Source organism: Arthrobacter sp. AQ5-05 (assembly GCF_003287975.1).
Taxonomy (GTDB): Bacteria; Actinomycetota; Actinomycetes; order Actinomycetales; family Micrococcaceae; genus Paeniglutamicibacter.
Map to the genome: position 1 here is coordinate 1 of NZ_QMKQ01000016.1, position 25,352 is coordinate 25,352.

The 25,352-nt window shown below is 66.6% G+C and carries 27 protein-coding genes; 7 read left to right on the plus strand and 20 right to left on the minus strand.

What is annotated here, in order from left to right:
* Positions 1 to 85: 85 nt before the first annotated feature.
* The 6 genes from purN to DQ353_RS13780 all read right to left on the minus strand — a co-directional run bounded on the left by purN (position 86) and on the right by DQ353_RS13780 (position 6,359).
* Positions 86 to 691: a phosphoribosylglycinamide formyltransferase gene (gene purN / locus DQ353_RS13755; RefSeq protein WP_113763314.1), complete on the minus strand. Its 606-nt coding sequence runs from the start codon at positions 689 to 691 to the stop codon at positions 86 to 88.
* A gap of 60 nt (positions 692 to 751) precedes the next feature.
* Positions 752 to 1,051, minus strand: coding sequence for a YbaK/EbsC family protein (locus DQ353_RS22335; protein ID WP_286166829.1), 300 nt, complete (start codon positions 1,049 to 1,051; stop codon positions 752 to 754).
* 251 nt (positions 1,052 to 1,302) lie between these two features.
* Positions 1,303 to 3,042 carry a dipeptide ABC transporter ATP-binding protein gene (locus DQ353_RS13765; RefSeq protein ID WP_113763315.1) on the minus strand — a complete coding sequence of 580 codons (1,740 nt, stop codon included), beginning with the start codon at positions 3,040 to 3,042 and terminating at the stop codon, positions 1,303 to 1,305.
* Positions 3,039 to 3,866, minus strand: a complete 828-nt coding sequence (locus tag DQ353_RS13770) for an ABC transporter permease (RefSeq protein ID WP_113763316.1) — start codon at positions 3,864 to 3,866, stop codon at positions 3,039 to 3,041. Before DQ353_RS13770 ends, DQ353_RS13765 begins: the two co-directional genes overlap by 4 nt.
* On the minus strand, positions 3,863 to 4,822 hold the full coding sequence (locus DQ353_RS13775; protein WP_113763317.1) for an ABC transporter permease: 960 nt from the start codon (positions 4,820 to 4,822) through the stop codon (positions 3,863 to 3,865). The genes DQ353_RS13770 and DQ353_RS13775 overlap by 4 nt, the downstream gene beginning before the upstream one ends.
* 10 nt (positions 4,823 to 4,832) lie before the next feature.
* Positions 4,833 to 6,359 (minus strand): ABC transporter substrate-binding protein, encoded by a 1,527-nt coding sequence (locus tag DQ353_RS13780; protein ID WP_113763318.1) that lies wholly within the window; start codon positions 6,357 to 6,359, stop codon positions 4,833 to 4,835.
* Between the two features lie 156 nt (positions 6,360 to 6,515).
* Between DQ353_RS13780 and DQ353_RS13785 the strand changes: the two genes are divergently transcribed.
* A complete protein-coding gene (locus DQ353_RS13785; RefSeq protein ID WP_113763319.1) occupies positions 6,516 to 6,923 on the plus strand; it encodes a hypothetical protein in 408 nt (135 codons plus the stop codon).
* Positions 6,920 to 7,456, plus strand: a complete 537-nt coding sequence (locus DQ353_RS13790; protein WP_113763320.1) for a DinB family protein — start codon at positions 6,920 to 6,922, stop codon at positions 7,454 to 7,456. The genes DQ353_RS13785 and DQ353_RS13790 overlap by 4 nt, the downstream gene beginning before the upstream one ends.
* 7 nt (positions 7,457 to 7,463) lie before the next feature.
* Here the strand turns inward: DQ353_RS13790 and DQ353_RS13795 are convergent, their stop codons facing one another.
* The 6 genes from DQ353_RS13795 to DQ353_RS13820 form a co-directional block, all read right to left on the minus strand.
* A complete protein-coding gene (locus tag DQ353_RS13795; protein ID WP_113763321.1) occupies positions 7,464 to 8,792 on the minus strand; it encodes a cell division protein PerM in 1,329 nt (442 codons plus the stop codon).
* 66 nt (positions 8,793 to 8,858) lie between these two features.
* Positions 8,859 to 9,605: a sulfite exporter TauE/SafE family protein gene (locus tag DQ353_RS13800; protein ID WP_113763322.1), complete on the minus strand. Its 747-nt coding sequence runs from the start codon at positions 9,603 to 9,605 to the stop codon at positions 8,859 to 8,861.
* Between the two features lie 326 nt (positions 9,606 to 9,931).
* Positions 9,932 to 10,747, minus strand: coding sequence for an aldolase/citrate lyase family protein (locus DQ353_RS13805; RefSeq protein ID WP_181578400.1), 816 nt, complete (start codon positions 10,745 to 10,747; stop codon positions 9,932 to 9,934).
* Positions 10,732 to 11,517 carry a 2-oxo-hept-4-ene-1,7-dioate hydratase gene (gene hpaH, locus DQ353_RS13810; protein ID WP_113763393.1) on the minus strand — a complete coding sequence of 262 codons (786 nt, stop codon included), beginning with the start codon at positions 11,515 to 11,517 and terminating at the stop codon, positions 10,732 to 10,734. The genes DQ353_RS13805 and hpaH overlap by 16 nt, the downstream gene beginning before the upstream one ends.
* A gap of 190 nt (positions 11,518 to 11,707) precedes the next feature.
* Positions 11,708 to 12,517 carry a copper homeostasis protein CutC gene (locus tag DQ353_RS13815; RefSeq protein ID WP_286166820.1) on the minus strand — a complete coding sequence of 270 codons (810 nt, stop codon included), beginning with the start codon at positions 12,515 to 12,517 and terminating at the stop codon, positions 11,708 to 11,710.
* A gap of 133 nt (positions 12,518 to 12,650) precedes the next feature.
* Entirely contained in the window at positions 12,651 to 13,142 is a 492-nt protein-coding gene (locus tag DQ353_RS13820) for a DUF6328 family protein (RefSeq protein ID WP_113763323.1), read from the minus strand.
* Between the two features lie 177 nt (positions 13,143 to 13,319).
* Between DQ353_RS13820 and DQ353_RS13825 the strand changes: the two genes are divergently transcribed.
* On the plus strand, positions 13,320 to 14,525 hold the full coding sequence (locus DQ353_RS13825; protein ID WP_113763324.1) for a MalY/PatB family protein: 1,206 nt from the start codon (positions 13,320 to 13,322) through the stop codon (positions 14,523 to 14,525).
* Positions 14,526 to 14,541: 16 nt separating this feature from the next.
* On the opposite strand, the gene DQ353_RS13830 is transcribed toward DQ353_RS13825, so the two are convergent.
* From DQ353_RS13830 to DQ353_RS13855, 7 genes are all read right to left on the minus strand, one after another.
* Entirely contained in the window at positions 14,542 to 15,222 is a 681-nt protein-coding gene (locus tag DQ353_RS13830) for a CE1759 family FMN reductase (protein WP_113763325.1), read from the minus strand.
* A gap of 62 nt (positions 15,223 to 15,284) precedes the next feature.
* Positions 15,285 to 15,503, minus strand: a complete 219-nt coding sequence (locus DQ353_RS13835) for a hypothetical protein (RefSeq protein WP_146755253.1) — start codon at positions 15,501 to 15,503, stop codon at positions 15,285 to 15,287.
* Positions 15,504 to 15,592: 89 nt separating this feature from the next.
* Positions 15,593 to 16,258, minus strand: coding sequence for a Pr6Pr family membrane protein (locus DQ353_RS13840; protein ID WP_113763327.1), 666 nt, complete (start codon positions 16,256 to 16,258; stop codon positions 15,593 to 15,595).
* Positions 16,259 to 16,436: 178 nt separating this feature from the next.
* Entirely contained in the window at positions 16,437 to 16,724 is a 288-nt protein-coding gene (locus tag DQ353_RS13845) for a hypothetical protein (RefSeq protein WP_146755254.1), read from the minus strand.
* 86 nt (positions 16,725 to 16,810) lie between these two features.
* Complete coding sequence (locus DQ353_RS21715; RefSeq protein ID WP_181578402.1) at positions 16,811 to 16,975, minus strand: hypothetical protein; 165 nt, start codon at positions 16,973 to 16,975, stop codon at positions 16,811 to 16,813.
* 373 nt (positions 16,976 to 17,348) lie between these two features.
* Positions 17,349 to 18,086: a cache domain-containing protein gene (locus DQ353_RS13850; RefSeq protein WP_113763329.1), complete on the minus strand. Its 738-nt coding sequence runs from the start codon at positions 18,084 to 18,086 to the stop codon at positions 17,349 to 17,351.
* Positions 18,083 to 18,880 carry a FadR/GntR family transcriptional regulator gene (locus DQ353_RS13855; protein ID WP_113763330.1) on the minus strand — a complete coding sequence of 266 codons (798 nt, stop codon included), beginning with the start codon at positions 18,878 to 18,880 and terminating at the stop codon, positions 18,083 to 18,085. The genes DQ353_RS13850 and DQ353_RS13855 overlap by 4 nt, the downstream gene beginning before the upstream one ends.
* Before the next feature lie 170 nt (positions 18,881 to 19,050).
* Here DQ353_RS13855 and DQ353_RS13860 point away from each other — a divergent pair, with 170 nt between their 5' ends.
* The 4 genes from DQ353_RS13860 to DQ353_RS13875 all read left to right on the plus strand — a co-directional run bounded on the left by DQ353_RS13860 (position 19,051) and on the right by DQ353_RS13875 (position 23,291).
* Entirely contained in the window at positions 19,051 to 20,115 is a 1,065-nt protein-coding gene (locus DQ353_RS13860) for an ABC transporter ATP-binding protein (protein WP_113763331.1), read from the plus strand.
* A gap of 82 nt (positions 20,116 to 20,197) precedes the next feature.
* Complete coding sequence (locus DQ353_RS13865) at positions 20,198 to 21,397, plus strand: extracellular solute-binding protein (RefSeq protein ID WP_113763332.1); 1,200 nt, start codon at positions 20,198 to 20,200, stop codon at positions 21,395 to 21,397.
* A gap of 150 nt (positions 21,398 to 21,547) precedes the next feature.
* Positions 21,548 to 22,477: an ABC transporter permease gene (locus DQ353_RS13870; RefSeq protein WP_113763333.1), complete on the plus strand. Its 930-nt coding sequence runs from the start codon at positions 21,548 to 21,550 to the stop codon at positions 22,475 to 22,477.
* A 10-nt stretch (positions 22,478 to 22,487) separates the two neighbouring features.
* Positions 22,488 to 23,291 (plus strand): ABC transporter permease, encoded by an 804-nt coding sequence (locus tag DQ353_RS13875; RefSeq protein ID WP_113763334.1) that lies wholly within the window; start codon positions 22,488 to 22,490, stop codon positions 23,289 to 23,291.
* A 412-nt stretch (positions 23,292 to 23,703) separates the two neighbouring features.
* On the opposite strand, the gene DQ353_RS13880 is transcribed toward DQ353_RS13875, so the two are convergent.
* Positions 23,704 to 25,263, minus strand: coding sequence for a molybdopterin-dependent oxidoreductase (locus DQ353_RS13880; RefSeq protein ID WP_113763335.1), 1,560 nt, complete (start codon positions 25,261 to 25,263; stop codon positions 23,704 to 23,706).
* Between the last annotated feature and the right edge of the window lie 89 nt (positions 25,264 to 25,352).

Genomic DNA, 25,352 nt, shown 5'->3' on the forward strand with positions numbered 1-25,352 from the left:
GCGCTCTTCATCGCTGAGTTGTGGGGTTCGCATAGCCCAAAATTAACACTGTCGCAGGATACAGGACAGGATTAACGCGCCGGGATCAATCTTTTTTCGGAACCGCTTTTGAACTATGACCGCCATACTTCGCGGCCAAATCGGCCAGCGTGGCGATGAGCAGGCGGCGTTCGACGACCTTGATGCGCTCGTGCAGCGACTCCTCGGTGTCGTCGTCCTCGATCGCCACGGCTTCCTGGCGCAGGATCGGGCCGGTGTCCACGCCGGCGTCGGCGATGTGCACGGTGCAGCCGGTGACCTTGACCCCGTACGCCATGGCGTCGCGGACGCCGTGGGCGCCGGGGAAGGACGGCAGCAGGGCCGGGTGCGTGTTGATGTAGGTGCCGTCGAAGGCGTTGATGAATTCCTCCCCGACAATGCGCATGAAGCCGGAGGAGACGACGTAGTCGGGCTCGTAGGACAGGCACTTTTCGGTCAGCGCATGGTTCCAGTCCGCGCGCTCGGCATAGTCCTTGAAGTTCACCACGAAGGTCTCGATGCCGGCGGCCGCGGAGCGTTCCACGCCACGGGTGCCGTGCTTGTCGGCACCGACGGCGGCGATTTCCACGTTTTTCAGCGACCCGTCGGCGACGGCGTCGATGACGGACTGGAGGTTGGACCCGGTGCCGGAGACAAGAACTACGATGCGCATGGGTACCAGTTTAGTGCGTCCAGACCTCCGTGGTTGTGTATACACAAGGCATGCAACGCATCACTGATCTTGTTCCTTGGCCGGAGGCAGGACCTCGGCGCCTGGCAGGGACGCCGGCGCGGCGCCGGAGGTGAGGATTTTCGAACCGCGGATACCGCTGCCGATGACCAGGTGCCCGGCCGCGGCCACCACGGAATCGATGAGCAGCGGCCGGGAGTCGGGCAGGCCGATCGGGGTGATGCCGCCGTATTCCATGCCGGTGAGTTCCACGGCAATGTCCATCGGCGCGAAGGAGACCTTCTTGGCCCCCAGCGCCTTGCGCACCGCGGAGTTCACATCCAGCCTGTCGCTGCCCAGCACCAAGGGCCGCGGCGAGCCAGGTCCGCTCCCCGCGCTGGGCCTGGACGATCACGCAGTTCGCCCCCTGTTCCGGGGCAATCTTGTAGTGCTCGCAGAACGCGGCGGTGTCGGCCAGTCCCGGATCGATGGCACTGGCCAGCACGGCACCAGGTTCCAGGTCGCCCAGCGCCCGCTGCACGGGTGCGGCAACCAGCCCGGACGCGGCAAGGGCGGGGGCGAATTCCAGGTCTCCAAGTTCCATGCCCGCCACCCTACGGGTTCGGCGCCAATTCCCGGGCCAAATCCAGCGAGCTGGCCACCAGCTGTGCCGTGTAGGGATGGACGGGGTCGTTGTAGATCTGCTCGGTGTCCCCGGACTCCACAATCCGCCCGTCCTTCATCACGATGACCCGCTCGCACAGGTGGCGCACCACCGAGAGGTCGTGGGAGACCATAAGCAGCGTCAGCGCGTACTCGTCCACCAGGTCCGCGATCAGGTTCAGCACCTGGGCGCGCACCGAGACATCCAGCGCGGAAACCGGCTCGTCGGCCACCAGGATGCTCGGGCGGTTCACCAGGGCCCTGGCGATGGAGATGCGCTGGCGCTGCCCGCCGGAGAACTGGTGCGGGTAGCGGGACGCGGACTCCGGTTCCAGGCCCACGAGCCCGAGCATCTGGTGCACCGCAGCCTCGCGCCCGCGGGCATCGAGCTTTTGGCCTGGCACCAGCAGCGGCTCGGCAATGATGTCGGAGACCTTCATCCGCGGGTCCAGCGAACCCATCGGGTCCTGGAAGACGATCTGCAGTTGGCGGCGCAACGGCGCCAGATCCGCCTCCCTGGCGCCGGCGACCTCGGTCCCGGCCACCACCGCGCTGCCGGTGCTCGGGGCATCCAGCCCGGCCAGGATGCGCAGCAGCGTGGACTTGCCCGAGCCGGACTCCCCCACGATGCCCACCCGTTCCCCGGCAGCAATGCTGAAGCTGACATCGTCCAAGGCCTTGACCACGGGGCGCGGGCCAAAGGCCCTGGTGCGGGCGCGGTGGTAGGTCCGGTCCAGGTTCGTGGCGGTGATCAGCGCTTCCCCGGCCGGCCGCACGGACCGCTCCGGCGCACCGGCGGCGGGGCCCTTGGCAACCTCGGTGCGCAGCGCCGGGGGCACGTAGCCGGCGGCGGTGTCCACGGTGAACAGCCGGCCGCGTGCATCGGTGGCCGAGATGTCGCTGGCGGCCAGCAGCGCCCGGGTGTACGGGTGGGCCGGGGCCGTGAAGATCTTCTCGATGTCCCCGGATTCCACCAGCCTGCCCTTGTTCAGCACCAGCACCCTGGTGCACATGTTGGCGACCACGGCCAGGTCGTGGGTGATGAACAGCAGCCCGGTGCCGCGCTCGCGCACCTGGGCGGAAATCAGCTCCAAGACCTGGGACTGCACCGTGACATCCAGCGCCGTGGTCGGCTCGTCGGCCAGCAGCAGCTGCGGGTCGTTGGCCAGGGCCATCGCGATCATGACGCGCTGGCGCTGCCCGCCCGAGAGCTGGTGCGGGTAGGCCCCGGCGGCCTGGGCCGGATCGGGGATCTTCACCGAGGCCAGCAGCTCGATCGCGCGCCGTTGGGCCGCGGCCCGGGTGGGCACGGTGCGGTGCACCAGCATCACCTCGGCGACCTGCGCGCCGATTTTCATCAGCGGGTTCAGTGCCGAGAGCGGCTCCTGGAAGACCATCGAGATCTCATCCCCGCGCAGCCCCCTCATGGCCTTGTCCCCGGCCGTGAACAGGTCCGGAGCGAAACCGCGCAGGTGCGCGCTGCCGCTGGGCGTCAGCTCGTCAGGGAGCAGGCCCAGCAGGGCCGTGGCGGTCAGGGACTTGCCGGACCCGGATTCGCCGATCAACCCGATACGCTCGCCGGAGGCCATGGAGAAGGACAGCTCGGTCACCAGCGGGGTGTCCCCGGCGGTGATGCCCAGGTTTTCGACGCGCAGCAGCGGCTCTTCTTGGATTTCGTTGCCTTGGCTCATGCCTTGCCCCTGCCCAGCTTCGGGTCCAGCCAGTCGCGCAATCCGTCCCCGAGCAGGTTGAAGCCCATCACGGCCGACGCGATCGCCAGGCCGGGCCACAGCGCCATGGCAGGGAAGGTGCCCCAGTATTGCTGGGATTCCTGCAGCATCCGCCCCCAGGAAGGCACCGGCGGGGGCGTGCCCAGGCCCAGGAAGGACAGTGCGGCCTCGGCCAGCACCGCCAGGGCGAAGGTCACCGAGCACTGGATCAGCAGCATCCCGGTGATGTTGGGCAGCACGTGGCGGGCGGCAATGCGCACCGGGCGCTGGGCCGCGGCCCGGGCCGCCAACACGTATTCGGCGTTCATGACCTGCAGCGTCCCGGCGCGGGCCACCCGGGCGAAGCCGGGCACCGAGGCAAGCCCGATCGCCGCCATCGCCGAGACGGTGGAGGCGCCGTAGATCGCGGCGAACATGATGGCCAGCAGCAGCGCGGGGAAGGCCAGCAGGATGTCGGCGCCGCGCATGGTGATCTCCTCCACCGCGCCGCGGCGCATCCCGGCCCAGATGCCCACCGGGGTGCCGATGAGCACCGCGATGCCGACCGAGACCACCCCGACCAGCAGCGTGATCCGTGCCCCGACCAGGATGCGTGAGAGCAGGTCGCGGCCCAGGTTGTCGGTGCCCAGCCAATGCTGCAGGCTCGGGCCCTGCAGCCGCGCCGGCGCATTGACCTGCAACGGGTCAAAGGGCGTAAAGAAGAAGGAGAGCAGGGCAGTGGCAGCAATCAGGGCCACGATCGCCGCGCCGACGAGAAACGCGGGGGTGGGTCGGGTGTTTCTCATCTCTCTCCCTGTGCGGCGGCGCGGATGCGCGGGTCAACGATGGTGTACAGCACGTCCACCAACAGGTTCACCACCAGGGTGATGGCCACCAGCACCATCACCACCGACTGGACGGTGAGCAGGTCCCGGTTTCCCACCGCGGAAAGCAGCATCGAGCCCAGACCCGGGATCACGAAGACCCGTTCGATGACCACGGCCCCGATGATCAGCGCGGAAAACTGCACGGAAGTCACCGTCAATACCGGGATCGCGGCATTGCGCAGCCCGTGCCGCACCAGCGCCCCCAGCGGGGACAGGCCCTTGGCCCGGGCGGTGCGCAGGTAGTCCTCGTGCATGACCTCCAGCACCGCGGAGCGCACGTAGCGCACCAGGATCGCGGACTGCACCCCGGCCAGCGCAATGACCGGCAACACCAGCCGGGCCAGGAACCCGGCGAAGTCGACCCCCGGGGCCACCCAGCCGTTGGCCGGCAGCCAGCCCAGGCGCAGCGCGAAGAAGGAGACCAGCACGATGCCCAGCAGGAAGCCGGGAACCGCGATGCCCAGCTGGCTGGCCGCGGCGATCACCGCACCGGAGGGCTTGTTGTGCCGCACCGCGGCAATGGTCCCGGCCGGGATCGCGATCGCCAGCGCGAGGGCCATGGCCAGGGTCACCAGGATCAGCGAGACCTGCACCTTGTCCGCCACCAGCGGCGAGATGTCGGTCCGGGTCACGTAGGAGACCCCGAAGTCCCCGCGCCAGAGCCCGGAAAACCAGTCCCAGTACTGCACCGGAAGCGGCCTGTCGGTGCCGAATTGCTTCGCCAGACCGGCAACCACCTCGGGGGTGGCGTTTTCCCCGGCGGCGATGGCCGCCGGGTCCCCGGGCAGCACGCGCATCAGCGCGAAGACCGCCAGGGTGGCCGCCAGCAGGGACAGCACGAAGCGTGCGAGGTTCCCCGCAATGCGCACCAGCATGTGCGCCGCCCTAGGACCAGGCGATGGGCGCGAGGTTCAGCGCCTCGGTGACCGAGTTGGCCCCCAGCCCGCTGATCCCCGCCTTGGCCACCGAGATGTTCGGGAAGATGAACAGCGTGTCCACCGGGGCATCGTCCACGATGGTGCGCACCACGTTCTTCATGCCCTCCACGTAGTTCGCCTCGTCGCTCGCGTCGGCGGCGGCGGCCTCGTCCTTGATCTTGGAGTTGTCGTAGCCGATGTAGTAGTTGGGGTCGTCGAACATGGTCAACAGGTCCCGGGCCTCCACGGCCAGGATCACCGACATCTGGTAGTCGTGGCTCGTGAAGACCTGGTCCAGCCACACGGCCGGGAACTCGGCGGAGGCGATCTTCGCGTCGATGCCCACGTCGCGCAGCTGCGACTGGACGATCTCCGAGACCGCGGTGGCATACGGGCGGGTGGGCACCGTGAAGGTGATCTTCAGGTCCTGGGCCCCGGCTTCCTGCAGCAGGGCTCGGGCCTTGGCCGGATCGAAGGGGTAGCGGTCGTTGAGGTCCTCGTAATACGGGTCGGTGGGCGGGACCGGCCCGCCGACCAAGGTTCCCAGCCCGTTCCAGGCGGTGTCGCGCACGGCCTTTCGGTCGATGGCGTAGAGCACCGCCTGGCGCACCCGCTTGTCGTTGAAGGGCTTGGCCTTGTTGTTCATCGAGAGGATGACCTCGCCGTTGGAGGTGCCCTCAAGCACCTGGTAGGCGGGGTTGGACTCGAAGGAGGAGAGCAGTTCGGGGGCCTGCATGTTGTAGATGACATCCACGTCCCCGGAGGACAGCGCGTTGGTGGTCGCGATGGCGTCGGCGAAGTAGCGCAGGGACACGTCCTTGATGCCCGGGGCGGTGCCCCAGTAGTCGGGGCGGGCGACCAGGTTGATCGATTCACCGCGCGCCCAGGAGGCAAGCTTGTAGGGTCCGGTGCCCACCGGGTTGTTGGCCAGATCGTCCACGCCCGAGGGGTCGAACATGGCCCCGACCAGCGTGGTCATCGAGTACAGCCAGGCCTGCGAGGGACGGGCAAGGTTCACCGTGACCGAGGTCGCCGAATTGACCACCACGTCTTGGACATCGTCCATCTTGGACTTCAGCCCGTTGAGCCACGCCGCGGACTTGACCCGTTCAATGGAGAACTTCACGTCTTCGGCCTCGAAGGCCGCCCCGTTGGAGAATGTCGCGCCCTCGACCAGGGTGAAGGTGTAGGACTTGTTCATGTTGCTGGTTTCCCACTTCGTGGCCAGCAGCGGGCGGATCGCGCCGGTCTGGTCCAGGGTCACCAGGCCCTCGTACACGTTGGCCATCATGGCCTGCGGGATCGCTGCCCCGGCCGTGGTGGTGAAGTCCAGGTTCACCGGCTCGCCGGTCAGCGCAACCACGAGCTTGTCCTTGTTCACCGGTGCCCCGCCGGTGGATCCGGCGCTGCAGGCCGCCAGCATCAGCAGGGCAGCAAGCACGGCGGCAAGCCGTGCACCCCGCCTGCCACGTCGGGCCGTCAAGATTGCCTGCATCGAACCATCATTCCTTCGAGGTGCCTGGGGGTGGGCCGGCGCCGGGCGCCGCCCGTGGTGCGAAAGCACCGCTGACAAACCATTATCGTACGCACAGGGGCCCGGTGCTAACCCATTCCCTGAAAGATCGGACCCATCGGGTCTAGTGTGGAAGATATGGGCAGCAACACGACCAATGGGGCATCCGATCCCGCGCGCCCGCTCCTTGGCTGGGTCGCGGCCACCATCGCGGCCATGGCCTGCGCCCTGTGCTTCTGGTACCTGCCGCTGCCGTGGCGGCTGGGCGGGCTGCCTTTCGCGGTGGCCGGAACCGTCGTCGGGGCCATCACCTGCGTGCTGGCGTGGCGGAACCCCGCCGCCGGCATGCTGCGGATCGCCGCTCCCGTCGCGACGCTGGCCTGCGGGCTCTTCGCGTTGCCGCTGGCCGGGCAGCTGGCCTTCTACGGGCCGTCCCTGCAATACCAGCAATGCCAGCGCGACGCCTTGACGCTGCGCTCGCAGGCGGCATGCAGCCAGGAATTCAAGAAACAACTGGACCCAAGTGAATTGAGGATCTTGAAATGAGCGAACAAATCATGCCCGACACCAAGGACTGGACCCTGGTGCTGAACGAAACCTGCGACGAGTGCGGGATCGATGTGCGGGCGCTGAGCACGGCGCAGGTCGCCGCCTTGGTGCGCGAGGCCTCCGGGCGCTTTGCCGAGGTGCTGGGCTCCCCCGGCGCGGGCACCCGGCCCTCGCCGATGGTGTGGAGCGCGCACGAATACGCGGCCCACGTGGCCCAGATGTATCAGGTGATGACCGAGCGCCTGGCGCTGATCGTCGAGAAGGACGCCCCGTTGTTCGCGAACTGGGACCAGGACGCGGCGGCCGTCGCGAACGACTACGCCTCGATCCCGGTCCTCGAGGTCGCCCGGATGCTCGAGGAAGCCTCGCTGGCCTTCGCCGGGGCGTTGGAGGCGCTGACCGATGCGCAGCTCCCGCGGATGGGCACCCGGTCCAACGGCGCGGTGTTCACCACCGCCACGCTGGCCCAGTACGCCTGGCACGACGCGGCCCACCACCTGCACCACGACCTGGGCGTGGCCCGCAGCTAGGACGGATCTAGCCGTCGAGCACCGGGTCGTGCTCCAGCAACGGGGAGATGAGGTATCCGATGGCTGTGCCCAGGGCGACCTCGGCAGCCAGCAGCAGCGCGGTCATCAGGACATCCGGCCCCACCTCGGTGAACCGCCCGATGCCCAGCGAGCCGCCGGACAGCCAGGAACCCACCAGCGACAGCGCCCCGGCGAAGGCACCGACGAACACGCCCAGGGCCACGGTTGACAGGCCCAGGGAGGCCCAGCGGGAACGGATGCGCTTGGAGACCCAGTCGTCCAGGTGGTTCTCCCCCACCCGCAGGAAGTACCAGCCGGCCAGCATCCCGGCCAGCACCGGCAGGCCCATGAACGCCCAGGCGTAGGCCAGGTCCCCGGAGGGCAGCGCCGCGAGCACCGGGACCGCCGGCAGCGGGCCCACGGTGGTTTCCAGCGTGGACAGCGTGCTGCCCACCCCCAGGGTGAAGCCGCCGCCGGTGATCCAGGCCAGTGTCCACAGGGCCAGGTTGGGCATGATGCCCAGCTGGCCCATGGTCAGCACGGCCGAGCCGATGGGCCCGGGGCGCAGCTGCTGGTAGACGTTGGAAACATCGACCCAGTGCACACCCAGGTTGATGGCCAGCAGGAGCGAGGACAGCGCAAAGGTGAGCATGTAGGCCAGGGTGCCGCCGCACAGCACCGCCCACACATAGGACCCGGCCCAGCGAGAATGCTGGGAGGTCTTGGCGATCCAGGCCGCGGCGTCGAAGCCGATCAGCCGGCCCCAGGATCCGGCCTCGCGGCGGGCACCGATGACCACCCCGGCACCTGCAGGGATGGCGGGGATGAGGGTGGCGGCCAGCAGCGAAACCGAGGCTTCCTCGTTGTTCACCAGGAATCCGGTGAACAGCCCGCAGAGCAGGTAGACGCCCAGCGCCCCGAGGATGCCCTGCCACAACGAGTCGGTGTAGGAGGCCCGCGCAATGCGCCGCCCGGCGCGCCAGCACAGGAAGAACGGGATCAGGGTGAGTCCCAGCGGGGTGAAATCCAGCAGCCCGGAGCCCTCGGAGGGGTCTGTGCCGGTGCCCACCTGCAGCAGGTGCAGCGGGACCGCATGGATCAGCAGCCAGATCTGTCCGCCCATCTTCAGCACCGATTCGATGCTGCGGTCCGCAAAGCCTCCGCTGAACCACACGGCGAACCACGGGATGACCACGAGGAAGGCCGAGAACAGGGCGGCCTGCAGGAATTCGAAGGCTCCCTGTAGGAACAACGGCATGGGCCAGCCGGTGCTCAGCCGTTGGCGTGCCGCGTTCAATGCCGCCGCGGCGGGCGGCTGCTTTTTCTTCTCACTCATTGCTTCCAATCGTGCCATCGATGCGTGCCTGCGGCCCTGATTGACGCGTTTACGCGCACCCTGGCGTTAGAGCGCGCGCAATCCGCTGACCAACGCCGTGACGGCACCGAAGAAGGCAAAGCAAAGCACGAAGAATCGTGCGTGCCGGTCGGTGACCACGCGTTGGACCTGCTCGCCGATGAGCACCCCGCCACCGATGAATACGGCAACCGCGATCCAGGCCCATCCGGGCAGCGGCGGCAACTGGTCCGGAGCGGTGATGAATTTCATGGCCACGGTGACCGCTCCGGTCACCACGAAGAAGGGCTGCAGGGTCGCGGCGAAGGGGCGCTGGGGCCAGCGGGCGAGCACCGCGTAGGCGCTCACCGCAGGTCCCCCGACCCCGGCCAGGGCATTGGTGAGCCCGGAGAGGAACCCGGCGCCGGCCTTGGGTACCTGCCCGGTGACGGTCACGTTCGCGCGCACCAGGATCAGGGAAAGCAGCAGCGCGGCGAGCACCGTGGAACCGACCACGATCGAAAGCGGGGCCTGGGGCAGGCCCCCGGCCAGCAGTGCCCCGGCCACCGAGCCGACAACGCTGAAGGAGCACAGCCAGCGGAACATCGACCAGTCGATGTCCTTCCAGACTCGCGGGACGATGATCGCCGAGGAGACCACGCCGCAGATGTTCACCAGGAACACCCCCTGGTGCGCGCCCAGGGCGAGGACCAGAAACGGGGAGACGAGCATCGCGAAACCGAGCCCCGCCACGCGCTGCGCGATGGCACCGAGCACAACCATGCCAAGCACGAGCAAGATGAGGGGAAGTTCCATTCGATCGAGCCTATCTCTTGTGGCCGCGCGTTTGTGACGGTCGGTCGGCTTCCAGCGGACCGGTCGGCGGCGCCGGATCTGAAATCCTGGGCAGGCCGATCTAATTCTTTCGATTTCAGGAACTGGCAGAAACCGCAAGGTTCCGGGAATGGATCGACCTCGATCTAAAATGTTGGTTTTGTGGATCTAGATTGTTGCCTACTTTCCACCTGCCCCGGGGAGCCTTCCAAGCGCCCTGGAGCGGACATGGAACAAGCGGCCCCGCACGAGGACCGAACCTCCCGCAGAACCGTTTGCCTGGTGCTCCGGGGCGCTGCCCGGTTTGGTCAGTAGCTGGCCGGGGCCCCGGCCTGGCTTCCGGCGCCGGGCAGGAACTTGGCCGCAAGTGACTCGGTGCCGCGGGCCAACAGCGCCACGTCGGCCCCGACACCCACATAGTGGGCCCCGAGTTCGATGTAGCGGTGGGCCGAGGCTTCCGCAAAGGCATTGACGCCAACGTACTTCCCGGCGGCCCGGCCCACGGCAATGGCCCGCTCCACCGCGGCGACGACGTCAGGGTGGTCCTGCTGCCCGATCACGCCCATCGAGGCGGCCAGGTCGGAGGGGCCGATGAAGATCCCGTCCACGCCTTCGGTTTCCACGATCTCCTTGACGTTGGCCACCGCCTCGGCCGATTCGATCTGCAGCATCAGGGTCAGCGTTTCCCCGGCGCGGGTCAGGTAGTCCGGGACGCGGTTCCAGCGGGCCGAGCGGGCCAGCGCCGAACCGACGCCGCGCACACCCATCGGCGGGTAGTGGCAGGCCGCCACCGCGGCGCGGGCCTCGGCGGCGTTGTTGACCATGGGGATGATCAGCGACTGCACGCCCAGATCGAGGTATTGCTTGATCATCACGGTGTCGTTGACCGGCGGACGAACCACCGGGATGACCGGGTATCCGCGCACCGACTGCAGCTGGCCCAGAATCGACTCGAGCCCGTTGGGCGAGTGCTCGGCATCGATGAAGATCCAGTCGAAGCCTGCACCGGCGCAGATCTCGGCGACCAGAGGGGAACCGGAGCATACCCAGATGCCGGCCAGCGCGCGATCGGCGTGGTGCAGCGCGTCCTTGAAGGACGGGTCGGGTTCTATGAGAAATGGCATGTCACGGTCCCCATTCGTCCGTAGTCGGCAAAGACCGTATCTCCCTTGTCCACCCACATCGGGCGGGTGAAGGAGCCGGCCAGGATGATTTCCCCGGCGTTGAGCTTGTCGCCGTGGACGGCGATCTTGTTGGCCAGCCAGTAGACACCGGCCGCCGGGTGGTTCAGCACGCCGGCGGCGACGCCGGTTTCCTCGACGACCTGGTTCTTGAACAGGATCCCGGCGACCCAGCGCAGGTCGATGTCGGCCGGCTTCATCGGGTTCCCGCCGATGACCATGGCGCCCATGGCCGCGTTGTCGGAGATGGTGTCCACGATGGTGCGGCCCTCCATCTCGATGCGCGAGTCAAGGATCTCGAGGGCCGGGATGACGTACTCGGTGGCGTTGAGCACGTCGAAGATATTGGCGTTTGGCCCCTCGATGTCCTTGTTGAGCTTGAACGCCAGCTCCATTTCCACGCGCGGGTGGGTGTACTTGTCCCATTCGATGCTGCAGCCCGAGTCCAGCACCATGTCATCGAAGATGATGCCGTAGTCGGGTTCGGTGATGCCCGTGGCCATCTGCATGGCACGGGAGGTCAAGCCGATCTTGCGTCCGGCCAGGGTGCGGCCGTTGGCCTCCGAGCGGCGGCGCCAGAGGTTTTGGACCTTGTAGGAATCATCGACGGTCATCTCGGGGAAGCGGGCGGTCAGTCGCTTGACCGGCACGCGGTCGTGGCCCGCCTGCACGAGTTCGTCGGCTATCTGGGTGATGGTCTCATCATTGAGCATGCTGGACTGGGCCCTTCCGGAGATCTTGTTTTGGTGCTGTGGCCGCTTCAAGATTCCCGGGCCACACGTGAACATGCTAGCCAATGCGTAGCCCAAGTCACATTCCGCGCGTCCTCGTGTCAAGGCCGGATGCAGCACCGCGGACGCCCCCGACAACTCGGGAACGTCCGCGGTCCGGTCGATCCAGGTGCTACCGGGCCTGGGATAGGGCGGCGGCGGCCGCGGCGACCAGCCCGGGGCTGGTCACGTCGAATGCCGATTCCCCGCCTCCGGGGCCCGAGGCGCCCCGGGTGTTCTGGGTGCGCGCCGAGAGGTGGACGCCATCCAGCGAAGCCAGGGCGGGGATGTCCTCGATCCGCACGCCGCCGCCTGCCTGGATCTGTGGGCTGCCCGCAGCCTCGGTGCGCAACCGGTGCAGCACTTCCGCGCCGGCGCCCGAGGCCGGGGCCCCGCCGGAGGTCAGGATCCGGTGTGCGCCCACGGTGCGCAGCTGCGCAACGAGCTCGGCAATCGGCATGCCGTTTTCCAACAGCACGTCCACGCAGCGGTGGACGGTGATTTCGATGTCCCGGTTCACCAGGTGGGCGGCGGCAACCAGGGTGGAGAGCACCGGCAGGTCCAGCGCGGTGTCGCCCTCGGCCAGTGCGCCGATCACGATCCCGGCGGCCCCGGCGTGTGCGGCGTGGGTGATGTCGGCGGCCATCAGCTCGATTTCGTCAGGGGTGTAGGTGTAGCCGCCGCCGCGCGGGCGGATCAGCACATGCACGCCGATTCCGACCGCAACCACCGCCTCGATGGTGCCCAGGGTGGGTGTCAGCCCGCCCATGCCCAATGCGGTGCACAGCTCGACTCGGTCCGCGCCGTTCTCCAGGGCGATCCTGGCTCCGGCCGCATCCTGGACCGCGATCTCAAGTTTCGCCCGAACAGCCAAATGGCCCGATTCGGGTTCCATGCCGTCAGCCGGACGGGGCAAGCCCCCGGCAGGGTCTTCGATGCTCATGGGCGCTGTCGCTCGATTCTCGTATCTGTGCTTGGCTCCGAGTGGTGGCATGGGCCAGGGGCATCAAACCGGTTACCCAGAACCTGGATGCTTCTGCCCCAAGCTCCATTTGCCATGCTATCGGGTCGCTGCGCTACCCGTCGCCGTCGGTCGGCAGGACCGGGACCGAGGACTTGGGCTTGATGATCCGCGGCAGGACGACCAGCAGGAAGACCGCCGCCAGCATCACCAGACCTCCCACCAGTGTCCCGGCCACCCAGCCGTAGAGGACCTGCACCACGAACCACACGCACCCGGCCACCAGGACGCCGACCCCGATGATCACGATCTTGGAAATCAGGTGGCCCATGCGCACCGTGGTGACCTTCACGCGCTGGCCGAAGAAATGCCGGTGCACCGCCACCGGGGTGACCAGCAGGACGATGAGCAGTGCGGAGAACACCAAGAGGACCAGGTAGAAGGCCCGTTCCGGGTGTCCCAGCGAGGCGAAGCCGGTCTGGAACGGCAGCACCACCAGGAACGCGGCAAGGATCTGGGCGCCGGTCTGCATGACCCGCAGCTCCTGCATGAGTTCGTTCCAGTTCCGGTCCAGACGCTCCTCGACACTTTCATTGCGCCCGTTCATTGTGCTCCCTCCCGGGCAACCAACCCATGGACCGGGGCCCGAAACGGGTCCGGGGGTTCTTGCCGGATTCGTCTTTTGCCCTCTTGACTTCCCAACCTACCGAAGAAGCCGCCCCGGGGGCAGAAGAAAAGAAAAACGGCAGGAGCATTCGCCGGCGAACGCGTCTAAGCTGGCTGAATGAGCGCCCACCCTTTCGACCTGCTGACCGTTGACCAACTGCGCCAGACCGGATCACTGAAGTGGTCCGAGTACCGCGGATCGCTGGGCGCCTGGGTGGCGGAAATGGATTTCGGGACCGCTCCGGGCGTCATCGCCGCGGCCCAGGAAACCCTGGCCAACGGCCTGATCGGCTATGCGCCGACCCGCTTGGTGCACGACATGCAGCAGGCCACGGCGGCCTGGTTGGACAACCGGTATGCCTGGGAGGTCGACCCCGAGCAGGTGCGCCCGCTGAACTCCGTGGCCTCGGCCCTGGATGCGGCGATCATGCACTTTTCCCCCAGGTACCGCCCGGATGCCCCGCTGGTGCTGCTCACCCCGGCCTACATGCCATTCATTTCCACTGCCTCGCGCTTCGGGCGCGACTCCATCCAGGTAGCCATGGTTCCCACGCCAACCGGCTGGGAGATCAACTGGAGCGCCCTGGAGCGTGCCTTGGCCGGCGGCGCACTGCTGGTGTTGGTCAATCCGCACAATCCCCTCGGCAAGGTCTACACGCGGGAGGAACTGTTGGCGATTTCCGAGCTGGTCGAGGCCACCGGTTCGCGGGTGTTTGCCGACGAGGTCCATGCGCCGCTGGTGTTCGACGGTGCCACGCACATTCCCTATGCCACGGTTTCGGATGCGGCCGCGGCGCATTCGATCACGGCGGTCGCCGCCACCAAGGCGTTCAATCTGCCGGGCCTCAAGTGCGCGCAGCTGGTGCTGACCAACGACGTGGACCGCACGGTGTGGGCACGTGTGGGAGATGTCCCCGAGCACGGTGCGGCAAACGTGGGCCTGGCGGCAACCACCGCCGCCTACCGCACGGGCACCGGTTGGCTCGATTCGGTGATCAGCTACCTGGACGAATCAAGGATGCTGCTGGCCGGGATCATCACCGAGCACCTGCCGCAGGTTCGCTACATTCCCCCGCAGGGCACCTACCTGGCCTGGCTGGATGTCTCCCGGCTGGTGCTCGAGCCCGGGCCGGCCCAGTTCTTCCTCAAGGAGGCGCAGGTCGCGTTGATCAACGGAAGCGCCTGCGGCAGCGGCGGGCGCGGATTCGTCCGGTTGAACTTCGCCACACCGCATCCGGTCCTGGGCGGGATGATCCACCGCATGGGGGCCGCGGTCGACGGCTGCGACAACAAGGACGCAACCGACCCGGAGTTCGCCCAGTAACCCGGGTATCTACCGTCTAACCCGCCGTGATGTTGGCCAGCAGCTGCTCGAACGGCAGCGAGGTCATGTTGTCCCGCGGGTTCGCGGTCTCGCTCACGCGCGGAGCGATCGAACGGGTGTCGCCCAGGTCCTGGGTCCGGGCGGCCGATCCGCCGGGCCCGGCAATGGCCTGGGCCAGCTCGGCCCCGGCCCGGCGCTCGCGTTCGGCAAGTGCCCCGTGTCCCTGGTCCGCTCCCCAGTCCTCGGGCGAGGCGAAGATGGAGGTGGGCATGATCCGGGCGCGCAGGTAGGCGAAGATCGGGCGCATTGCGTAGTCGACGACCAGGTTGTGCCGTGAACTTCCGCCGGTGGCGGCAAGGATCATCGGCTTGTCATCGAGCGAGGCCGGATCCAGGACGTCGATGAAGGACTTGAAGAGCCCGGAGACCGAAGCGGTGAATACCGGGGAGACCACGACCAACCCCGCTGCGCCGGAGACCGCCTCGATGGCCTCGGCCAGGCGCGGCGGTGCGTACCCGGTGAGCAGGTTGTTGGTGATGTCGTTGGCGTAGTCACGCAGCTCCAGGACCGTCAAATCGGCCTGGATGCCTTTGGCAGCCAGTTCCCGCACGGCGGATTCGCCGAGCTGTTTGCCCAGCAGGCCAGAGGTCGACGGCGTGCCCAGGCCGCCGGAGATGACTACGATGTTTTGGCTCACGGTGTGTGGCTCCCTTTCATGGAGTACATGTGTTTGCATGTAAAACCACGAGGGTGGCCATTTCATTCCCGGGCGGCTTCCTGGTCCTTGCCCGCCGGCTCCGGCTCCGCGGCCGGAAGTGCACACACGTCGCCGAAGCAGCGCCCGCGGATGGCTGCCAGCAGGGAATATGCGGCCGCGGCCCCGGCCCCCAGGGCCGCGACCCACGCATCGGACCACAGTGACGCCGCCATGGCCGCAAGGATCACGCCAACCACCAGCCAGATCAACCGATCCCGCATTCCACCACTTCCCTTGCCGTTGCCTTCCACGCTCTTCGGCGAGCCCAAAACCTATACCCCCAAGGGTATCCCAGGGCGCGGCGGCACGGCTACGCGGTGCGGCGCCTGACCCGGCTGATCCACAGCACCCCCGAGCCGACGACCCCGATGACCATCGCAATCAGCACCACATAGAAGCCGACCGAGTAGTACCCGTTCGGGCTCGTGTTCGGATCCAGGAATGGATAGGGGTACCAGGGGTTGTCGGTGCGCGGGTCGAGAACCATCACGCCGCGCGCCAGGGTGTACCCCGCCCACAGGACCGGGAAGGCGACGATCCCCCAGAGCGCCTTGGCGTGCAGCCGCCGGCGCCCGGGGGCAATGAGCCAATCGAGCACCACGATGGAGGGCCCCACGACGTGGAGAATTTCATTGGACCAGGGAACGGTGGCACCCTGGGGAAGCTCGATGTCGCGCAAGAGCAGGCTGTAGACCACCCCGGTGGTGGCCATGTACGCGGTCACTGCCGCCCGGAACATGCTCCAACCGCGGGGCTCGGGGCGCCCGGACAAGGTGAAGATGCCCACGAACAGGACGATCGCCGCCAAGACGTTGGATTCGATGGTGAAGAACGAGAAGAAGTTCTGGATGACAAAGCCGACTTCCCCCTGGCCCGACCCTTCATTGGTGATGCTTTGTTGCAATTGCACAACCACGGCGGCGCTGATGGCGATGCTTCCGCCAATTCGCAGCAGGTAGGCCAAGACGCGTCTCATATCAGGTGCAGGTCCCTTTCTAGGTACTGCTCCATAGCCTAAACCGCCACGGTGTTACACCATGGCCAAGACACTTTGGCTACCGCATGAACTTTCCCCTCGCCGGGCAGGGAAAGGCCGCCGTTCGGACCGGTGAGTGCCGAACGGCGGCCTTTCGCAATGGTGTGCCCGCACGGCGTTATGCCGTCGGGTGTTTGTGCTCCGTGTCGCCCAGGCCAAAGGCCTCGGTGCCGCCCACGAGGCGGAAGACTCCGAGGAGCGCGACCAGGACGCCGATGATGAACCCGATCCACAGCGGGCTGACCACATCGCCCATAGTGGCGCCGCCGGTGATGATGAACAGCAGGAAGAGCAGTGCGGTGAGTGACCCTCCCACGATGAATCCGCGGGCGGGGTGCCTCTTCGGAATCCTCGGCGTTGCTTCGGGTTCCTCACGTGGTGCCGGAATGTGTGCATCTTGAGTCATGACTTTTCACTCCCTTCATGTTTTCTAGGCCGGATGTTGCTGTCATTCGCACCCTTCGGGCGCGAGGCCTCCGCCATGATGCGGGGCTATCCCGCGTCAAAGCGGTCTTCGCCATCAGGTCCCGGGCGCTTGGGCGCGTCATTGCCCGAGCCGTCCGGCAGTTGGTCAGGCGACAGCCTTCTGGGCCGCGCCGCCGCCAAGTCGCCGGGCACGATGTCGGTGGCTGGCTGGACCTTGGTTTCTTTGCTCATCACGCGCTCCTTAGTCGCCAAAGCAAGGGCAATGATTTTCGGTGGTGGCTTCCGGGCCGTTCGGGGCCGGTGCCGGCATCGGGTCCCATCCATGGAACCACAGCAATCGGCCGGGGATTCGTTCGGGGCCAAGGCGCTTCGCCAAGGAAGGAAACCGCAAAAGCCCAAGCTCGAATGGGGATCCACAATGCGCACACCCCGAGCCTGGCTACGGCCGAATCGCCGTCGGCACCGAGCTCTTTGCGTCATCCATATGCATTCCCCACGTTCCCTTGGGCGGCCATTTGAGCGCATTTCCAACCCAACGACCTGCCTCCGAGACTACGCCGAAAACACCCGGGTATCTAGGCTTTCGGGTGCCGTACAACCGAGCTCAGGCGGGTACCGCGATGGCCAGCGGCAACGTCCCGCAGCGGCCGACGGCGACCTTGTCGAAACCAAGGTCCTTGTCGGCAACCGGCAGGCTGGCAGCGTCGGATCCCTGCCAGCCACGCACCAGCAGTGCCCCGGCGGCCAATTGCGGATCGGCCGAGACGATGACGCGGCCGCTGCCGTTGAGCAGCGTGGCCCTCGGGTCGATGTCCTTCAGCCGGTCCATGAGCAGCAGCTCGATGGTCTCGACGAGCACGTCCGCGCCGGCAACACCCACGATGGTCCCGTTGGCCGTCACCGGGACGGTGAGCGTCAAGGTGTACTCATCGGTGCACAGGAAGTCCACGTACGGCCCGGTGATGTGGCCTTCACCCGTTTCCAGGGGGACGGTGAACCATTCGCGTCGCGAATATGTCTCGCCGGCCGATTCCACGGTGAGCATGAGCAGGCGCTCCTTGGTCGACCCCTGCCACCAGGCCATGTGCCAGGGAGTGCCGGCCAACGCGTCTTTGGCGGCAACGAATCCCGCACCAACCAGCGGAAGCGCCTTCCGGTCCAGGAACTCGTCGACCAGCGGATGGATCTGCGCGTCGAGCTCCTGCGGGCCGGGGGCCCCCTCCCGGGATTCAAAGACCCGGCTCATCCTTCCGGCCCATTCGTGAAGGTCTTGAAGCAGGGATTCGAAGAAGTAGGAAACATCGGCACCGGCGCCGTTGCCGGTGGTCTTGCCTTGGTTCATGAGGTCCTCCGCACAGGGCGTTCGAGTTTGGTTTTCTCTGGCTTCACGGCCGGGATCCCGGCCCGGGCTTGGTCAGCGATGAGCCAGACGACGCCCTCCCTGACGTAGTCGCCGACCAGTTTTCGCGCCCTGGCCGGGTCCATGGCGGAAATCGCGTCAAGAATCGCACCGCAGAGCTCGATCATCCTGGAGTCGAATTCAGGGTCGGCGTGCGCCAGGGCCAGCAACGAACCAAAGTCCGTATGCAGCCTGACATGCTCGCGTGTGAGCCGCGCCGACTGGCTCAGCGCGGCCAGCTCAAGCAGGAAGTCACCCACCACCGACCCGCGTGCGCCATTGCCCTCGGGGCTGTTGTCCAGGATCTGGCGCAGGATCACCACGTCATGTTCGTCGGCGGCACCTGCCGCAAGCTCGGCCGCAGTGGAGGCGATTGCTGCGTAGTGGATCGCCAGGTCGCGCAACTCAACCCGGCTCATGGCCGACAGCCGGTCTCGCAGGATGCTGGTCCTGTCGCCCTGGGGCAGCGTGATGAAGGTGCCGCCGTCACGGCCCCGGGTGGTCTTCACCAGTCCCCGGGCGCGCAGGGAGACCAGCGCTTCACGTGCGGTCATGGTGGCAACCCCGAGGGAGGAAGCCAACTCGGACTCGCTGGGCAGCCTGTCGCCATCAAGCAGGATTCCTGCGGCAATGCCCGAAACAATGCGGTCCTCAACGCGCTTGGCACGACCTTCGTCACCCAATGACGCGAAGACGGAGGAGAGCTGGCGCTGGTACGGGGAAGAATCTCGAGGCATGCTCACCATCCTTTCGAATGTTGGGGGTTTGGGCATCGCCGACTCGCTCCCAAAGATCTTCTCACAGAATTTTTTGCGAAAGTGATGGCTATTACATCTAACATCTGGTTCTATAGGTAACAGACAGAAAGTAATCCACACCACAACCCCACCGAGAAAGGACGGACACCGTGCCCGCCACAGCTACCTCCCTCAAACTCCCGGTCCAGGCCGAGAGCTCCCGGACCACTCCCGCGATCTCCCTGCAGCAAGTCGGCAAGTCCTTCGGTGACTTCCACGCGGTCAAGGGCCTCGACCTGGACATCCGCACCGGCGAGTTCTTCTCGCTGCTCGGCCCCTCGGGCTCGGGCAAGACCACCGTCCTGCGCATGATCGCAGGATTCGAGTTGCCCACCAGCGGCCGCATCGAGCTTGGCGGCCTCGATGTCACGAACGCTGCGCCCTTTGAGCGCGACGTCAACACCGTCTTCCAGGACTACGCACTCTTCCCGCACCTCACCGTGGCGCAAAACGTCGAATACGGGCTCAAGTTGCGCAAGCTGCCCAAGGCCGAACGTGCCAGGCGCGTGGCCGAGGCCCTGGAAATGATCCAGCTTCCCCAGGTCGCCCGCCGGCTCCCCTCGCAGCTCTCCGGCGGCCAGCGCCAGCGCATCGCGCTGGCCCGGGCACTGGTACTGCGGCCGCAGGTCCTGCTGCTCGATGAGCCGCTCGGCGCGCTGGACAAGCAATTGCGCGAGCAGATGCAGATCGAGCTCAAGGCCATCCAACGCGATGTCGGCATCACCTTCGTCTTCGTCACCCACGACCAGGAGGAAGCGCTCACGCTCTCGGACCGGGTAGCGGTCTTCAACGAAGGCAAGATCGACCAGGTCGGCTCGCCCTCGGATCTGTATGAACGTCCCGCCACCCGATTTGTCGCCTCGTTCCTGGGCAACACCAACCTCATCGAAGGTGCCCTGGCCCAGGAACTCACCGGATCCCCCGCCCTGGTTTCCCTGCGTCCCGAACACATCGTGGTTCGTCCGCTGGAATCCGTCCAGGACTCCGGAACCTCAGCCGTCACCGCGGTCATCGAGGAAATCGTCTACACCGGGCCAACCACCCGGTACATGGCACGCACCGATCACGGAACCCAGTTGATCGTGCAGGAACAAAACGGCGCGTCCTCCGCCGCCGCCGCCCGCGGCACCAGGGTCCGCCTCGAATGGCCTTCCCGCTACAACTACACCGTCTGACCCCCTTTCCCAACCCAACGGCCGGGACCTTTTCCCTCTTGCAACCCGGCCGCAGCATCATTCGCCCAGAAAGGCCACGATCATGAAGATCTCCAAGGCACTTCCCCTCGCAGCACTCGCTTCACTCTCCCTCGTCCTGGCAGCCTGTGGTGGCGCCAGCTCCGGGGCCACCGCCGGCGGCGGCATCCAGGTCCCCGATCTCCCCGCCGCCACCGAAATCGGCGAGTCCGAAGGCCAAGTCAACATCATCGCGTGGGCCGGCTTCGTCGAGGACGGCTCCACCAACCCCGACGCCGACTGGGTCTCCGCGTTCGAGAAGGAAACCAGTTGCACGGTCAACCGCAAGGTCGGCGCCACGAGCGATGAAATGGTCCAGCTCATGCGCGGCGGCGAGTACGACCTCGTCTCTGCCTCGGGCGATGCCTCGCTGCGCCTGATCGCCGGCGGCGACGTGGCCCCGGTGAACACCGAGTTGATCCCCAACTTCGGGCACATCGTCGACGGGCTCAAGGGCCAGATCTACGACACCCTCAACGGCAAGAGCTACGGCGTCCCGATCGGCCGCGGCGCCAACGTGCTGATGTACAACACCGACAAGGTCGCCCAGGCCCCCACCTCCTGGGCAGATACCTGGGCAGCGGACTCCCCCTACAAGGGATCGGTCATGGCCTACGACTCACCCATCTTCATCGCCGACGCGGCCGTCTACCTGATGTCCACACAACCCGAGCTGGGCATCACCAACCCCTATGCACTGGACAAGGACCAGCTGGCCGCCGCCGTCGAACTGCTCAAGACCCAAAACGGCGTCGTGGGCGAATACTGGAACGACGCACTGAAGGCCGTCTCATCGATCTCCTCGGGCACCTCCTCGCTGGGCACCGGCTGGCAGGTCGTGGTGAACCTGGCACAGGGCGACGGAGGCAAGGTCGAATCCGTGCTCCCGAAGGAAGGGGCCACCGGATGGTCCGACACCTGGATGATTTCCGCGAAGTCCAAGAACCCGAACTGCGCCTACAAGTGGATGGACTGGGCCTCCAGCGCCGAGGTCAATGCCAAGATCGCCCAGAACTTCGGCATGGCCCCGGCCAACAAGCTCGCCTGCGAAGGCTCCAAGGAAAACGAAGCCCACTGCGAGACCTTCCACGCCACCGACGAGGACTACTACAAGCAGGTCTGGATGTGGACCACCCCTGTCGAGCAGTGCATCGACGGACGCACGGACGCCACCTGCACCAACTACCAGGAATGGACCAAGGCCTGGACCGAGGTCAAGGGATAGCACCGCCGCACCCCGCACCGACCAGGTCCCACTAGCTGCCGGTGCGGGAAGGCGACCCCCAAGCGCCATCCCGCATCGGCTTTCCCCCCTATCCCCGCATTCTTCACTCCCAGCAACGAGGAGGATCGACGAGATTCGTCGGCAACCGCCATGACCGCACTCCAAACCCCGCCGGACACGGCGGCAGCACCCACCCGTTCCACCGCCCCGGCACGCAACTCCCTGGGAGACAAGATCTCCCGCTACCTCTACATCCGCCCCAAGATGCGCGTCACCGGGTTGCTGCTGCTCCCGATGCTTTGGCTCGGGGTGCTCTACATCGGTTCACTCGCACTGCTGTTCATCACCGCGTTCTGGACCACCGATTCCTTCACCTCCAAGGTCATCCCGGCCTTCACGCTGGAGAACTTCACCGAGATCCTCACCCAGCCCGCCTACCAGGCCACCGCACTGCGGACCATCGGTATCGCCCTGTCGGTCACCATGCTCTGTGCGGCGCTCGCGCTGCCGCTGGGCCTGTACATGGCCAAGGTCGCCTCCCCGAAGATGCGCGCGGTGCTGGCCATCGGCATCACCCTGCCGCTCTGGGCCGGCTACCTGGTCAAGGTGTTCTCCTGGCGCATCACCTTCTCCACCGGTGGCCCGCTGGATTGGCTGCTCGCCCCCTTCGGCGCCACCGGCCCGGGGTACGGCACCGCCGCACTCGTGGCCACCCTCGCCTACCTCTGGTTCCCCTACATGGCGGTCCCGGTGTACTCGGCATTCCGGCAGATCCCGGACAACCTCTTTGACGCCTCCGCCGACCTGGGCGCCAAGTCCTGGGCGACGGTGCGCACCGTGGCCATTCCGCTGCTGAAGCCAGCCTTCATCGCCGGATCAATCTTCACCTTCTCGCTGTCCCTGGGCGACTACATCGCCGCACAGTTCGTCGGCGGCAAGACCCAGGTGATCGGCACCGTGATCGCTTCCAACATCAACCTCAACCCGCCCCTGGCCGCAGCGTTCGGCATCGTGCCGATCATCGTTGTGGTCATCTACCTCTTCCTGGCGCGCAAGACCGGCGCCCTGAAGGCCCTGTAAGGAGACCGGCATGAGACTCTCTGCCCCCGCCAAGATCACCCTGCGTGTATTTGCCGGCATTGTCATGGCGGCCATCTACCTGCCGCTGGCACTGGTCGTCACCAACTCGTTCAACGCCACCACCTCCGGGGCCTTCCCCATCAAGGACTTCACCACCAAGTGGTGGGTTGCCGCCTGGCACAACGAAGGCGTCCGCGAGGCGCTGTGGACCTCCATCAAGGTCGCTTCGGTGGCCACCGCCATTTCCCTGGTGCTCGGCTCGATGGTTGCCTTCGCCCTGGCCCGCTACGATTTCTTCGGCAAGAACACCGTCAACCTGCTGGTCGTCCTGCCGATCGCCCTGCCGGGCATCGTCACCGGTGTCGCCCTGAACAACACCTTCAAGACCGTGCTGGAACCGCTGGGCATCGGGCTCGGGCTGTTCTCGGTGATCGTCGGACACGCCACGTTCTCGATCGTGATGGTGTTCAACAACGTCCAGGCACGCATGGGACGGATGAACCGCGGCCTCGAGGAAGCGGCCATGGACATGGGGGCGAACATGTTCAAGACCTTCTTCCAGGTCACCTTCCCCGGATTCCGCTCGGCCTTCATCGCCGGCGGCCTGCTGGCCTTCGCGCTGAGCTTCGACGAGATCGTGGTCACCACGTTCACCGCGGCCCCCGGCACCGAAACCCTGCCGATCTGGATCTTCAACAACATGTCCCGTCCCAACCAGGCGCCGGTGGTCAACGTGATTGCCGCGGTGCTGGTGCTGGCCTCGATGATCCCGGTGTACCTGAGCCAGCGCCTGACGGGAGACGACAAGAAATAGTCGATTCCGCCCAACCCCGTCACCCGGCAATTCCCCGTGGAACACCAATGGTCCACGGGGAATTGCGGTTCCCGGCGCCGCCCTCCGAACCCCGCGGGGCCAACCCGTGCACTCGGAAAAGATCTGGGAATACCGTCTCAAGGCCACCCCGGAAAAACTCCGGGCGGCACCGACCGATCCGAAGCAACGCGCGGTGTGCTATTTCGGGAACGGGTTCGTCACCCATTGGGCGCCGGGTTCGGGTTTCACGGCCGAGAACACCAATGCAGACGGGCGGCGGAGCGAGGGAGCCAGCGACCAGCCCCACGGAGGCTGGTTGAAGATCCTTTTGGGCATGCAGACCTGGTGGCAGGCCGGCGGGTGCCTCGCCGCCCCGGTCCGGCCAAGGTACCCGCGCACGCAAGCGGGCCACCTACTCTACGGAGAATTGGACCCGCTGCCAGCCGCTGGCTCCATCGGGCACGGGGTCGGCCTTCTCGCTGGTTTGCATTGTCCCGTCTCCGTCAAAGGCACGGACGCTGACCACATGGTTTCCCGTGGAACCGCCGTCCCATTCGTAGCGCCACTGGCGCCAGGTGTCCACGGAGGCCTCGGCGCCCAGTTCCGTGTCCTGCCAATCGCCCTCGTCGATTTGCACCTGGACCTTGGAGATGCCCCGGGTCTGTGCCCAGGCGGTTCCGCCCATGACAACCTTTCCGGACGGAACGCTGGCGAAGGACCGGGGCACGTCGACCCGCGAGGAGAGCTTGATGGGCCCGCGATCGGACCAGCCACGCGTGGTCCAGTAGGCGGCCTTCTCCGCGAAGCGGGTGACCTCCAGGTCAACGACCCACTTGGTGGCCGAGACATAACCGTAGAGACCGGGAACCACCATGCGGACCGGGAATCCGTGCTCAAGCGGCAGCGGTTCCCCGTTCATGCCGACCGCCAGCAGCGCCATGCGGTCGTCGGTAAGGACCTCCAGCGGCGTGGAGGCGCTGAAGCCGTCAATCGAGGTCGAGAGCACCATGTCTGCGCCGTCCCGGGGCACCGCCCGCTCAAGCAGGAGGCGCAACGGGTAGCCGAGCCACTTGGCGTTGCCGACCAGCTGGCCGCCGACGGGGTTCGAAACGCAGGTCAGGGTCAGGTAGCTTTCCACCAGGTCCTCGGCCAGCAGCTCCTCAAAGCCCATGGTGAATTCCTTCTCCACCATGCCGTGGACCCGCAATGACCACTCGGACGGATTGATGCGCGGCACCGAGAGTGCCGTGTCGATCCGGTAGAAATCCTTGTTCGGCGTGATGAACTTCGGCATGCCGGCGAGTTCGATCTGGGCGTTGGCCGGCGGGGGCGGTGCCGTGACCGCGGCCGGCGGAAGTCCCAGGGCCGAACGGGCGGCGTCCGCGACATTGCGGGCGGTCGCCAGGGATTTTCCGACGCCGGTGGCCACCGCGGCACCCATCAGCGATACGGCCGTGCCGATCAGGAAGTTCCTGCGTGAGGCGCCGGGAACGGGGGTGCCGCCGGGCACCGGCGGACGGGCCTTGGAAGCAAGGGCGGTGAGCCAGCGCAACGCGGCCAACCCGGCAACGGACCCCAGGATGGTCGGCGTGAGGTCAACGACGCCGGTGGCCGGCCGGGACAGCACCGCCGTACCGATCGCCACGGAGAGGACGACGATGCAGGTCGCCGCCAGGGCATAGCTGCGCCTGGCCAGAATCCCGACCAGCACCGCGGCGATCGCTGCGATCACGCCGATGGAGATGAACAACGCGAGTTTGTCGTTCGTGCCGAAGGTGGCGATGGCGAAGTCCTTGAGCCATGGCGGTGTCAGGTCGATGAACACCGAGCCCATCGCCACCAAGGGCGCCGATGCCGTGGCGAAGAAGGCCGATACAAATTGAGCCACGGAAAAGAGCACGGCAGCCGCCGCGAAGCCCGCGAGCCCGAAGGCCCCCAGGTCCCGCATCCTCGATGCTGTTGACTTGTTCATGATTCCACCCACCCGTACGTTGTGATGCTTCCTCCCCGCGGTTGCGGGGAGGAACCTGTCCACTACGTATTCGGAACGCTACCATCGGC

Bases quoted from the DNA above. Each gene is read 5' to 3' on its own strand.
- DQ353_RS13845 (WP_146755254.1), bottom strand. From the start codon at position 16,724: ATGACTCAAGATGCACACATTCCGGCACCACGTGAGGAACCCGAAGCA.
- DQ353_RS13880 (WP_113763335.1), bottom strand. From the start codon at position 25,263: ATGAACAAGTCAACAGCATCGAGGATGCGGGACCTGGGGGCCTTCGGG.
- DQ353_RS13865 (WP_113763332.1), top strand. From the start codon at position 20,198: ATGAAGATCTCCAAGGCACTTCCCCTCGCAGCACTCGCTTCACTCTCC.
- DQ353_RS13780 (WP_113763318.1), bottom strand. From the start codon at position 6,359: ATGCAGGCAATCTTGACGGCCCGACGTGGCAGGCGGGGTGCACGGCTT.
- DQ353_RS13815 (WP_286166820.1), bottom strand. From the start codon at position 12,517: ATGAGCATCGAAGACCCTGCCGGGGGCTTGCCCCGTCCGGCTGACGGC.
- DQ353_RS13795 (WP_113763321.1), bottom strand. From the start codon at position 8,792: ATGAGTGAGAAGAAAAAGCAGCCGCCCGCCGCGGCGGCATTGAACGCG.
- purN (WP_113763314.1), bottom strand. From the start codon at position 691: ATGCGCATCGTAGTTCTTGTCTCCGGCACCGGGTCCAACCTCCAGTCC.
- DQ353_RS13765 (WP_113763315.1), bottom strand. From the start codon at position 3,042: ATGAGCCAAGGCAACGAAATCCAAGAAGAGCCGCTGCTGCGCGTCGAA.
- DQ353_RS13875 (WP_113763334.1), top strand. From the start codon at position 22,488: ATGAGACTCTCTGCCCCCGCCAAGATCACCCTGCGTGTATTTGCCGGC.
- DQ353_RS13840 (WP_113763327.1), bottom strand. From the start codon at position 16,258: ATGAGACGCGTCTTGGCCTACCTGCTGCGAATTGGCGGAAGCATCGCC.
- DQ353_RS13825 (WP_113763324.1), top strand. From the start codon at position 13,320: ATGAGCGCCCACCCTTTCGACCTGCTGACCGTTGACCAACTGCGCCAG.
- hpaH (WP_113763393.1), bottom strand. From the start codon at position 11,517: ATGCTCAATGATGAGACCATCACCCAGATAGCCGACGAACTCGTGCAG.
- DQ353_RS13770 (WP_113763316.1), bottom strand. From the start codon at position 3,866: ATGAGAAACACCCGACCCACCCCCGCGTTTCTCGTCGGCGCGGCGATC.
- DQ353_RS21715 (WP_181578402.1), bottom strand. From the start codon at position 16,975: ATGAGCAAAGAAACCAAGGTCCAGCCAGCCACCGACATCGTGCCCGGC.
- DQ353_RS13775 (WP_113763317.1), bottom strand. From the start codon at position 4,822: ATGCTGGTGCGCATTGCGGGGAACCTCGCACGCTTCGTGCTGTCCCTG.
- DQ353_RS13805 (WP_181578400.1), bottom strand. From the start codon at position 10,747: ATGCCATTTCTCATAGAACCCGACCCGTCCTTCAAGGACGCGCTGCAC.
- DQ353_RS13850 (WP_113763329.1), bottom strand. From the start codon at position 18,086: ATGAACCAAGGCAAGACCACCGGCAACGGCGCCGGTGCCGATGTTTCC.
- DQ353_RS13790 (WP_113763320.1), top strand. From the start codon at position 6,920: ATGAGCGAACAAATCATGCCCGACACCAAGGACTGGACCCTGGTGCTG.
- DQ353_RS13800 (WP_113763322.1), bottom strand. From the start codon at position 9,605: ATGGAACTTCCCCTCATCTTGCTCGTGCTTGGCATGGTTGTGCTCGGT.
- DQ353_RS13855 (WP_113763330.1), bottom strand. From the start codon at position 18,880: ATGCCTCGAGATTCTTCCCCGTACCAGCGCCAGCTCTCCTCCGTCTTC.
- DQ353_RS13785 (WP_113763319.1), top strand. From the start codon at position 6,516: ATGGGCAGCAACACGACCAATGGGGCATCCGATCCCGCGCGCCCGCTC.
- DQ353_RS13820 (WP_113763323.1), bottom strand. From the start codon at position 13,142: ATGAACGGGCGCAATGAAAGTGTCGAGGAGCGTCTGGACCGGAACTGG.
- DQ353_RS13870 (WP_113763333.1), top strand. From the start codon at position 21,548: ATGACCGCACTCCAAACCCCGCCGGACACGGCGGCAGCACCCACCCGT.
- DQ353_RS13835 (WP_146755253.1), bottom strand. From the start codon at position 15,503: ATGCGGGATCGGTTGATCTGGCTGGTGGTTGGCGTGATCCTTGCGGCC.